Genomic DNA, 9,975 nt, shown 5'->3' on the forward strand with positions numbered 1-9,975 from the left:
ATCTGCGCCCCGTGGAGTTCTTCGACTGCTCGGGGCTGCGCCTGGTCAGCCGGGCCCGGCGCCGCGTCCTGGAACGCGGCGGCCGTCTCCATCTGGTCTGCGTGCACCCGCTGACCCTGCGCGTCCTGACGGTCACGGGCCTGACCCGTGTGCTGCCCCCGCACCCGGACCTGGAGTCGGCGCTGGGGGCCTCCGACACTCCCTAGGGGGTGTCTCCCGGTCTTCGTGGATCAGCCCGCGGCGTCTGGTGCGGTGCCTCGGCGTGCGGTCGAGTCGTCCTCGTACTGGACGTACTTGGGCGATGCGGCCGTGCGGCGAGGTGCCGTGCCAGGCGGCGAGGGCCCGCGAAGACCGGGAGACACTCCCTAGGCCTCCGCCGGCTGCTCGAACAGCGCGCTCACCGATTCCCCGTCGTGGATGCGCCGCATCGCCTCCGCCAGCGCCGGGGCGATGGACAGCACCCGGAGCTTGTCGGTGCGCTCGTCCTCGGGGACCGGCACGGTGTTGGTGCAGACGATCTCCAGCACGTCCGGCTGCTCCCCCAGCCTCTTCAGCGCTCCCGCCGCGAACAGGCCGTGGGTGCACGCGACCCGGATCGAGCGGGGACCCAACTCCCGCAGGCGGTCCAGAAGTTCGAGCACCGTGCTGCCCTTGGCGATCTCGTCGTCCAGCACGATCACGTCCCGGCCGGCGATGTCACCGATCACCGAGCTGATGCTGACCCGGTCGTCCGCGAAACGCTGCTTGGCGCCGGCCGCCACCCGGGCGCCGAGCCGCCGGGCGAAGGCGGCGGCCTCCTTGGCGTTGCCGAGGTCCGGGGAGACGACCGTGGTGCGCGAGAGGTCGTACTGGCTGAAGTGCGCGGCCAGTTCGCGCAGTGCGTGCAGATGGTCGACCGGCACCGAGAAGAAGCCGTGCACCTGCGGGGCGTGCAGGGTCATGGTCAGCACCCGGCTGGCGCCCGCCGCCACCAGCAGGTCCGCCACCAGACGGCCGCCGAGCGAGATGCGGGGCGTGTCCTTCTTGTCCGAGCGGGCGTAGGAGTAGTGCGGCATGACGACGGTGATCCGGGCCGCCGAGGCACCGCGGGCCGCGTCGCACATCATCAGCAGCTCCACCAGGTGCTCCTGCACCGGCCGCACCAGAGGCTGGATCAGGAAGACGTCCCGTTCCCGGCAGTTGGCCCGGAGCTGGACCTCCAGGCAGTCGTTGGCGAACCTGCTGACCCGTGCCGGGCTGAGCGTGACGCCCAGGTGCGCGCACACCTCCTCGGCCAGCCGGGGGTGGGCACTGCCGCTGAAGACGGCGATGTCTCGCACGATCCGCTCCTCGCATGATCGGTACGGGCTGGGCGGCCATGCTACCGGCCGCCCCTCCCCCGGCCCGGACGCCGGGCGTGGCGGGTCTCGTACGGGAGCGGCAGGGGTACGTACGTCAGCGGCGGGGGATGGTCAACTCGCTTGCCTGTTCGCTTTGTTGGTGGGCATCCGAGGAGGGGGAAGGGAGAACCGTGGACAAGACGACTACGGCCGGCAGGACGACTCCGGTCCAGGAGCGGCCCCGGCGGACGCCGCTCTGGGTCAAGGTACTGGCGGCCATCGCCCTGGTGCTGGTGCTGCTGTTCGCCGGGATACGACTGGCCGTGCTGCCCGGCATCAAGGACCTGTTCGGCACCGAGTCACGCGACCGCTCGGGCCCGGCGCTGCTCCAGTCCATCCAGGACATGAGCCGCTACCAGGCCGCCTCGGGCAACTTCCAGGTCGTCGTCGACCTGGAGAAGAACGCCAAGTACCTGCCCGACGCGCTGCACGGCACCCGCACCCTGTACGTCGGCGCGGGCACCGTGGACTCCTACGTGGACCTCGGCAAGGTCGGCGACAAGGACGTGACGGTCAACGACGACCGCACCTCCGCCGTGCTGAGGCTGCCGCACGCCCGGCTCGGCAAGCCCGCGCTGGACCCGGACCGCTCCTACGCCGTCTCCAAGCAGCGCGGCCTGCTGGACCGGCTGGGCGATCTGTTCTCGGACAACCCCAACGGCGAGCAGGCGGTGCAGAAGCTGGCCGTCAAGCACATCGGCGAGGCCGCCCGGGAGAGCGAGCTGACCGCGCGCGCCGAGTCCAACACCACCGGCATGCTCCAGGGCCTGCTGCGCTCGCTCGGCTTCAAGGACGTACGGGTCTCGTACGGCTCCTGACGCCTCGCCCGGTCAGGCATCACCGGCCGCTTACCGGGCATTCGCTGCTTCTCACGGGGATGTTCACGACTGGAGGACCACCGCATGGCCCGTACCGCCCTACGCCTGCCGACCGTACTGCGCACCCCTTTGCGGCGGGGGCGCGTGGAGAAGACCGAGCCGGTCACCGAGCCGGAGCCGGTGGTGACGGAGCCGGTGGCGGCGGAGCGCAAGCCGCTGCCGCTGCCGATCCGGCTGCCGATCATGCTGCTGGCGTTCGTGTTCATGGTGGCCTTCGCCATCGCGCTGGCCAAGGTCACACTGGAGCCGTCGCCCGCGTCGGAGGCACTGACGCACAGCAACCTGCGGCCGGGGAACTCCCTCAAGGCGTACTTCGATTACGGGACGGTGCACGACGCCCTGAAGCAGATCGGCGGCAACGTGCTGCTGGGCGTGCCGTTCGGCGTGCTGGTGCCGGTGCTGGCCCCCCGCGCGCGGGGCGTCCTGCAAGTCCTGTTCCTGACCGCGCTGGTGATGCTGATGGTGGAGCTGACCCAGGGCGCGCTGATCACCGGGCGGGCCTTCGACATCGACGACGTCATCCTCAACACCGCCGGAGCACTGCTGGGCTGGTTGCTGCTGGGGCGCCGGCTGGGGCGGGCGGTGCACGCCCGGCGGCCCAAGGTCGCGCAGGACTGAGCGTCCTCCACCGGTTTGTCCGGTCGGCCGATCACTGGTCTGTACCAAGCTATTGACGGCCCCGGTCCCGGTCTCTACAACAAGAGGCGTCACTCCCCCCATGTGAAACGGAGAGTCATGGCATCCCCACGCCTGCTCCGCAGATGCCTCCTTGCCGCTCTCTCCGCCGCGCTGGTCGGCGCGGCGGCCGTCGGTCCCGCGAGGGCCGATACGGCCGCCGCCCCGGCCGTCGCGGCTGCGACGTTCTCGGACTCCTTCGACGGCCCGGCGGGCTCCGCCGTCGACGGCTCCAAGTGGACGCTGGAGACCGGAGACAACGTCAACAACCACGAGCGGCAGTACTACACCTCGGGCACCAAGAACGCGGCGCTGGACGGCCAGGGCCACCTGGTCATCACCGCCAAGCGGGAGAACCCGGCGAACTACCAGTGCTGGTACGGAAGCTGCCAGTACACCTCGGCCCGGCTGAACACCTCGGGCAAGTTCAACGCGCAGTACGGGCACGTCGAGGCCCGGATGAAGATCCCGCGCGGGCAGGGCATGTGGCCCGCGTTCTGGATGCTGGGCACGCCGGTGAACTGGCCGGACTCGGGCGAGATCGACGTGATGGAGAACGTCGGCTTCGAGCCCTCCACCGTGCACGGCACCATCCACGGCCCCGGCTACTCGGGCTCGGGCGGCATCGGCGCGGGCTACTCGCTGCCGAACGGGCAGGCCTTCGCCGACGCCTTCCACACCTACGCGGTCGACTGGGCGCCGGACTCCATCACCTGGACGGTGGACGGCAACGTCTACCAGCGGCGCACCCCGGCCGACCTGGGCGGCAAGACCTGGGTGTTCAACAAGCCGTTCTTCCTGATCCTGAACCTCGCGGTCGGCGGCTACTGGCCCGGTGACCCGGACGGCTCGACCCAGTTCCCGGCGCAGCTCGTCGTGGACTCGGTGTCGGTGACCACCAGCGGCGGCTCGACGGACGGCAAGGCCATCCGGGGCCTGGCCGGCAAGTGCGTGGACGTGGCCGCGGCGAACTCCGCCAACGGCACCCCCGTACAGCTCTACGACTGCAACGGCTCGGCGGCCCAGCAGTGGACGGTCGGCTCGGACGGCACGATCCGCGCGCTCGGCAAGTGCCTGGACCTGAAGGACAACGGCACGGCGGACGGTACGCCCCTGCAACTGTGGGACTGCGCGGGCAGCCCCAACCAGAAGTGGGTGGTGTCCTCGGCCAACGACATCGTCAATCCGCAGGCCGACAAGTGCCTGGACGTGACGGGCGCCAACTCGGCCAACGGCACCCGGCTCCAGCTCTGGACCTGCAACGGCACCGCCGCCCAGAAATGGACGGTGGGCTAGCCACGCCCTCGGTGGGTGCCGCGCACCCGCCAGGTGAACTTGTCGCCGCCGACCCAGCGGACCACGTCCGGGTCGTCCAGATCATGGATGACGATGCCGCGGGCGGCGGCGGCCTCCAGCACCCCCGTGATGGACGTGACCTCGCCGATCACCTCGCCGTCGATCTCCATGACCCGGAACGGCGGCGAGCCCGGCCTGCCCTCACAGACCCCGAGCACGCGGATGCGCGGATTGGACATGTACGGAGCTGATTGTTCGGTCATGCATCCGAGCGTAGAACGCGAGGCATGGGGAAGGCGCGTCCGCACGGGCCGTCCGGGCCGCCACCGTGCGCGGACCGCCCCGGTGGGCAACCCTGGAGGTCCGTGCGGAGCCGGGAGGTGGCCATGGAACCCGTCGCGGCGCTGGACCGGATCGCCTTTCTGCTGGAGCGCTCGCTCGCGCCCACCTACCGGGTGCGGGCGTTCCGCACGGCCGCCCGCGTACTGAAGGACCTCCCCCGGGACGAGATCGCCCGGCGGGTCTCCACGGGGACGCTCCAGACGCTGAAGGGGATCGGCCCGAAGACCGCGAAGGTGGTCGAGGAGGCAGTGGCCGGGGAGACGCCCGCCTATCTGCGCGCGCTGGAGGAGGACGCCGGGGGGCCGCTGACGGCGGACGGCGGCGAGGAGCTGCGGGCGCTGCTGCGCGGCGACTGCCACACCCACTCGGACTGGTCGGACGGCGGCAGCCCCATCGAGGAGATGGGCTGGGCGGCGGCCGAGCTGGGCCACGAGTGGACCGCGCTCACCGACCACTCCCCCCGCCTCACCGTGGCCCGCGGCCTCTCCCCCGAGCGGCTGCGGGAGCAGCTCGACCTCGTCGAGACGCTGAACGAGCACTGGGCGCCGTTCCGGCTGCTCACCGGCATCGAGTGCGACATCCTGGACGACGGCTCGCTGGACCAGGAGCCGGAGCTGCTGGACCGGCTGGACGTCGTGGTGGTGTCGGTGCACTCCAAGCTGAAGATGGACGCGGCCGCGATGACCCGCCGGATGGTGGCCGCCGTGTCCGATCCGCACGCCGACGTGCTGGGCCACTGCACCGGCCGGCTGATCACCGGGCGTGGGCGGCCCGAGTCGGCCTTCGACGCGGCCGAGGTGTTCGCCGCGTGCGCCGAGTCGGGCACCGCCGTGGAGATCAACAGCCGTCCGGAGCGGCTGGACCCGCCCAGACGCCTGCTGCGCGAGGCGGTGGACGCCGGGACACTGTTCTCGATCGACACCGACGCGCACGCGCCGGGCCAGCTGGACTGGCAGATCCTCGGCTGCGCCCGCGCCGAGGAGTGCGGAGTGCCCGCCGGGCGGGTGGTGAACACCTGGACGGCGGACGAGCTGCTGGGCTGGACCCGCGAGGGCCGGGTACCGGCGTCCTGACCAGCCGTTCCTTCGCGTGACCCGGATCACCCCGCCGGGCGGGAACGCCACCGTCTGGTTTTCCGTTGAACCACACGTGGACGCGGGACCGACCTGACCTGGACCCCGTCCGCTGATGGACCGCCCCGGTCGTGATTCCCCCGTCACGGCCGGGGCATCTTCGTGTCCGGGCTCAGCGCGGGGCGCGCTCGTCCAGCGCGGCCCGCCAGGCGGGGGGACGGTCCTCCGGCACCGGTTCGGCGCGGCGGCCGCCCCGGCTGAAGAAGTCGGCCAGGGGCAGGATGGCCGCGCCCACGGTGACCGCGTCCGGACCGAGCCGCCCCAGGTCGATGGTGACCCGGTCCGCCGGGTGCCTGAGCGCGTAGGTGGCCGCGTGCCGGCGTACGGCGGGCAGGAAGCGGGTGCCGAGCTGGAGCCCGGCCCAGCCGCCGATGAGGATGCGCTCGGGCTGGAAGAGGTTGATCAGGTCGGAGAGACCCGCGCCCAGGTATTCGGCGGTCTCCTCCAGCACCGCCAGCGCGACCGGGTCGGGCTCGGCGTCCCCGGCCGGGTAGGCGGCGGCGAGCATCGCGGTGAGCGCGGTCTCCTCGTCGGTGCCCTCGGGCGGGCGTCCGCCCTCCTCGCGCCACCGGGCCAGCAGCGACTCGGCCCCTGCGTACGCCTCCAGGCAGCCCGGCGCCCCGCAGCGGCAGCGGCGCCCGCGCACCCGTACCGTCAGGTGCCCCCACTCCACCGCTCGGCCGTGCTCCACCTCGGGGGTGACCAGGCAGGCGCCGACACCGGAGCCGAAGAGCACCACCAGGGCGTTGCGGGCGCCGCGCCCGGCGCCGAACCACATCTCGGCCTGGCCGAGCGTCTTGGCGCCGTTGTCGATGAAGTACGGCACGCTCTCGGGGAGCCCGGAGGTCGCCCGGAGCAGCCGCTCCAGCGGGACGGCGTCCCAGCCGATGGTCTGGCCGTGCACCACGGCGCCCCGGTCGGCGGTGTGCTCCACGATGCCCGGCACGCCCACCCCGACACCGAGCAGCCGTTCGGGGCGCGCGCCCTCGGCGGCCAGCACCTCGGCGACACCGTCCCTGATGTGGCCGGTGATGTCGTCCACGTCGTAGCCGGGGCGGGTCAACGGGCGCTCGGCGCGGGCGAGTTCGGTGAGGGCGAGGTCGAACAGCTCGACACGGACGCGGGTCTCGCCGACGTCCACGCCGATCATCTGGCCGCTGTGCGGGGCGACCCGGAGCAGGGTGCGGGGGCGGCCGCCGTCGGAGTCGACACTGCCGGCCTCCTCCACCAGTCCGTCCGCGATCAGGTCCGCCACGACGTTGCTGACCGAGCCGGAGCTGAGTCCGGTGGCCGGGCCCAGTTCGAAGCGGCTGAGGGGGCCGTCGAAGTACAGCCTGTGCAGCACGGCCGTGCGGTTGCCCCGCCTCAGATCGCGTACCGTGCGCCCGTTCCGCCCCGCCATGTGGCCCCTTCCGACCCGTGCCCGACCTGCAACATACCCTTCGTGACAGGTCGGACACGACTTCACGGCCCCCCTTATTTCATGCTGTGAGATTTCCTGGGGGCGCCGGAGGGGCGGAGTGCGGCTCAGCCGGCCGCGTACACGTCCTCCACGTAGCGGCCGGCGCCTGCCAGCCCGTCCAGCCAGCGCGTGGCCGCCGCCTCGTCCGCGCCGGGGGTGCGCTCGCGGTACAGGGTGCGGAACGCCTCGCGAACGCCGGGTGCCATGCGGGCGCCGTCACCGCAGACGTACACCCGCGCCCCGGCACCGAGCAGCTTCCAGACCTCGTCCGCCTCGGCGGCGATCCGGTGCTGGACGAACTGTGCGCCGTCGACCGGGGCCGCGCTGAAGGCGGGGCGGAGCGAGACGGCTCCGGCGCTCTCGGCGGCGCCGAGTTCGGCCGCGTGCAAATAGTCGGCGTCGGGGGCGTCGCAGCCGAAGTAGAGCAGTGCGGGCGGGAGTTCGGCGCCACGGACGCGGGCGGCGGCCCGGTCCATGACCACGCCGCGGAACGGGGCGAGGCCGGTACCGGCAGCGATCAGCACGACGGGGGTGGAGGTGTCGGTGCGGAACGCCTCCCGGCAGGGCTGGACGCGGGCGTACACCGTGTCGCCGGGCCGCACGCCCGCCAGGTGTCCCGAACCGGTGCCCCGGTAGCGCCCCTTGCCGGAGCGTGCGGGGGCGTCGAGCACGGAGACCATGAGGTCGGCGTGGCGCGGGTCGGCGGCCGGGGAGGAGGAGATGGAGTAGTGGCGCGGACGCAGGGGGGTGAGCAGGTCGAGCAGGCGGGGCCAGTCGAGGGCCTCGCGCAGGGCGGGGTGCTCTTCCAGCAGTTCGAGGAGGGTGCGCGGGTCGTCGCCGGTGAGGGCGGCGAGTGCGGCGCGCTCGGGCGGGCAGGGGTTGGCGGCGGCGAGGAGTTCGCGCTGGCGCGCGGTGGGCCGCTCCTGCAACTCGACGTGGCGGGTGAGGAGTTCGCGCACGGTGAGCGGGCGGTCCACGGCCAGGCCGTCGCGGCGCGGACGGGTGGCGCGGATGTCGAGCACCGTGTCGGGGTCGGCGCCGAGCGCGGCGAGGGCCCGCTCCACGGTCTCGGGGGCGTGGACCGGCAGCACGGTGAGGTGGTCGGCGGTGCGGTAGGTGACGCCGTCGGGCAGGGCGACGCGCAGGAACCGCTTGACGCGGGGGTGTCCGGGCGCGGTGAGGTCGTACGCCTCGGTGACGGTCATGGGGACCAGCTCATGCCGCTCGACGAGGGCGTCCAGCGGGCCGCCGGTGAGAGCGCGGACCTCGTAGGCGGTCTCGGGCCCGCCGGCCGGGGCGGTGGCTTCGGGGTCGCCGTACTCGGTGAGCAGGGCGGTGCGCAGCGCTGCGGTGTACTCGCGGACGGCGCCGGTGAGGTCGCCGGAGGCGTCGGCGGCCGCACGCGGGGTGAGCCGGGCGGCGCCCAGCTCGGCGAGGCGGGCGTCGATGCGGGTCGGCATGTGCTGGTAGGTGGCGGCCCAGTTGCGGTCGCCGACGCCGAGCACGGTGTAGGTGACCCCGGTGAGGTCGTGCTCGCCCTCCAGCCACGCGGTGAAGGCGATCGCGTCGTCGGTGGGGCGGCCGTTGTAGGAGGCGGCGGTGATGACGACGAGCCGGTCGGTGGGGAGGCCGTCGGCGTACGCGTCCAGCGGGGCGACCTCGGTGGCGCAGCCGAGCGCGGCGGCCTCGTCCGCGAGCTGTCCGGCGAACTCGCGGCAGGTGCCGTAGTTGCTGCCGTGCAGGAACAGCGCGGCGGTGCCGGGGCGGACGCGGGCGGGAAGCACCCGGGCGTCGGTGTCCTCGGCGGCGCTCGCGGCGGCGGCGCCGGGCAGCGGGGCGTGGACGCGGTCGGCGTCGCTGCGCGGGGTCAGGGTGAGGGTGAAGCCCTCGGGCTTGAGGGTGAGGGTCTCCTTGATGTCCAGCGCGTAGTCGGCGTGGTCGTGCAGCCGGTAGCGGTGGACCAGCATGGCGAGCAGCATGGTCGCCTCGTGCAGCGCGAACTGCCGTCCGATGCAGGCGCGTTCGCCGGTACCGAAGGGTTTGAAGGCGTGCACCGGACGGGTCGCCTCGGCCTCGGGAGTGAAGCGGTCGGGGTCGAACAGCTCCGGGTTGTCACCCCAGACGGGCTGGCGGTGCAGCATCGGCACCAGCACGCTGACCGCCTGCCCGGCGCGCAGCGGCACCCGCCCGCCGAGCAGCGTGTCCTCGCGTGCCTCCCGGCTGAAGGCGGCTGCGGTCGGCCACAGCCGGAGCGCCTCGTTGAGCACCTGGCGGGTGTAGGTGAGCCTGCCGATGTCGTCGTACGACGGCTCGGGATCGGCGGTGCCGCCCCACAGGGCGTCGGCCTCGCGCTGGACCAGGCGGAGCACGGCGGGGTGCTTCGCCAGGTAGTACAGGGCGAAGGACATCGCGCCGGAGGTGGTCTCGTGGCCGGCGATGAGGAAGGTGATGACCTGGTTGCGGATGTTCGCGGTGTCCAGGGTGGTGCCGTCGGCGGGGTGCTGGGCGGTGAGCATCAGCCCCAGCAGGTCGGCGGCCTCGCTCTGGTCGGTGCCGGTACGGGCGGCGATGACCTCGTCCACGACCCCGGCGAGGTAGTCGGCGTCCTCGCGGAAGGCGGCGTCGGCCGCGGTGTGGTCCTCGCCCGGCACGCGGGCCAGGCGGGTCATGCTCCACTCCAGGCAGCGCACCATCGACTCGACGAAGGGGTGCGGCTCGGCGCGCTCGAAGGAGCCGAAGTCGTAGTCGAACCCGGCGAGGCCGATGGTGTCGAGCGTCATCCGGGTCATGTCGCCGGGTACGTCGACCGG

The 9,975-nt window shown here is 72.8% G+C and carries 9 protein-coding genes; 5 read left to right on the plus strand and 4 right to left on the minus strand.

Annotation, left to right across the window (positions count from 1 at the left end):
• A partial coding sequence (locus tag CCN33_RS18420) for an STAS domain-containing protein (protein ID WP_140394584.1) occupies positions 1 to 206 on the plus strand: 206 nt, incomplete at its 5' end.
• A 159-nt stretch (positions 207 to 365) separates the two neighbouring features.
• Here the strand turns inward: CCN33_RS18420 and CCN33_RS18425 are convergent.
• Positions 366 to 1,319 carry a ribose-phosphate diphosphokinase gene (locus CCN33_RS18425; RefSeq protein ID WP_086694678.1) on the minus strand — a complete coding sequence of 318 codons (954 nt, stop codon included), beginning with the start codon at positions 1,317 to 1,319 and terminating at the stop codon, positions 366 to 368.
• Positions 1,320 to 1,510: 191 nt separating this feature from the next.
• On the opposite strand from CCN33_RS18425, the gene CCN33_RS18430 reads away from it, so the two are divergent.
• From CCN33_RS18430 to CCN33_RS18440, 3 genes are all read left to right on the plus strand, one after another.
• Positions 1,511 to 2,197, plus strand: coding sequence for a DUF4230 domain-containing protein (locus tag CCN33_RS18430; protein ID WP_244173856.1), 687 nt, complete (start codon positions 1,511 to 1,513; stop codon positions 2,195 to 2,197).
• Positions 2,198 to 2,281: 84 nt separating this feature from the next.
• On the plus strand, positions 2,282 to 2,875 hold the full coding sequence (locus CCN33_RS18435; protein ID WP_086694680.1) for a VanZ family protein: 594 nt from the start codon (positions 2,282 to 2,284) through the stop codon (positions 2,873 to 2,875).
• Between the two features lie 117 nt (positions 2,876 to 2,992).
• Positions 2,993 to 4,228, plus strand: coding sequence for a ricin-type beta-trefoil lectin domain protein (locus CCN33_RS18440; protein WP_086694681.1), 1,236 nt, complete (start codon positions 2,993 to 2,995; stop codon positions 4,226 to 4,228).
• Here the strand turns inward: CCN33_RS18440 and CCN33_RS18445 are convergent.
• Positions 4,225 to 4,491: a hypothetical protein gene (locus CCN33_RS18445; RefSeq protein WP_086694682.1), complete on the minus strand. Its 267-nt coding sequence runs from the start codon at positions 4,489 to 4,491 to the stop codon at positions 4,225 to 4,227. The genes CCN33_RS18440 and CCN33_RS18445 overlap by 4 nt on opposite strands.
• Positions 4,492 to 4,614: 123 nt before the next feature.
• Between CCN33_RS18445 and CCN33_RS18450 the strand changes: the two genes are divergently transcribed.
• Positions 4,615 to 5,643 (plus strand): PHP domain-containing protein, encoded by a 1,029-nt coding sequence (locus CCN33_RS18450; protein WP_086694683.1) that lies wholly within the window; start codon positions 4,615 to 4,617, stop codon positions 5,641 to 5,643.
• A 172-nt stretch (positions 5,644 to 5,815) separates the two neighbouring features.
• Here CCN33_RS18450 and CCN33_RS18455 read toward each other — a convergent pair whose 3' ends face one another.
• Positions 5,816 to 7,105, minus strand: a complete 1,290-nt coding sequence (locus tag CCN33_RS18455) for an ROK family transcriptional regulator (RefSeq protein WP_086694684.1) — start codon at positions 7,103 to 7,105, stop codon at positions 5,816 to 5,818.
• A 125-nt stretch (positions 7,106 to 7,230) separates the two neighbouring features.
• Positions 7,231 to 9,975 (minus strand): bifunctional cytochrome P450/NADPH--P450 reductase (locus CCN33_RS18460; RefSeq protein WP_086694685.1); only part of this gene is annotated, 2,745 nt, incomplete at its 5' end.

The organism is Streptomyces recifensis (assembly GCF_002154615.1).
Classification (GTDB): domain Bacteria; phylum Actinomycetota; class Actinomycetes; order Streptomycetales; family Streptomycetaceae; genus Streptomyces; species Streptomyces griseoluteus.

Excerpts from the sequence above, each read along its gene's own strand:
- CCN33_RS18435 (WP_086694680.1), top strand. The coding sequence starts at position 2,282 with ATGGCCCGTACCGCCCTACGCCTGCCGACCGTACTGCGCACCCCTTTG.
- CCN33_RS18440 (WP_086694681.1), top strand. The coding sequence starts at position 2,993 with ATGGCATCCCCACGCCTGCTCCGCAGATGCCTCCTTGCCGCTCTCTCC.
- CCN33_RS18445 (WP_086694682.1), bottom strand. The coding sequence starts at position 4,491 with ATGACCGAACAATCAGCTCCGTACATGTCCAATCCGCGCATCCGCGTG.
- CCN33_RS18450 (WP_086694683.1), top strand. The coding sequence starts at position 4,615 with ATGGAACCCGTCGCGGCGCTGGACCGGATCGCCTTTCTGCTGGAGCGC.
- CCN33_RS18455 (WP_086694684.1), bottom strand. The coding sequence starts at position 7,105 with ATGGCGGGGCGGAACGGGCGCACGGTACGCGATCTGAGGCGGGGCAAC.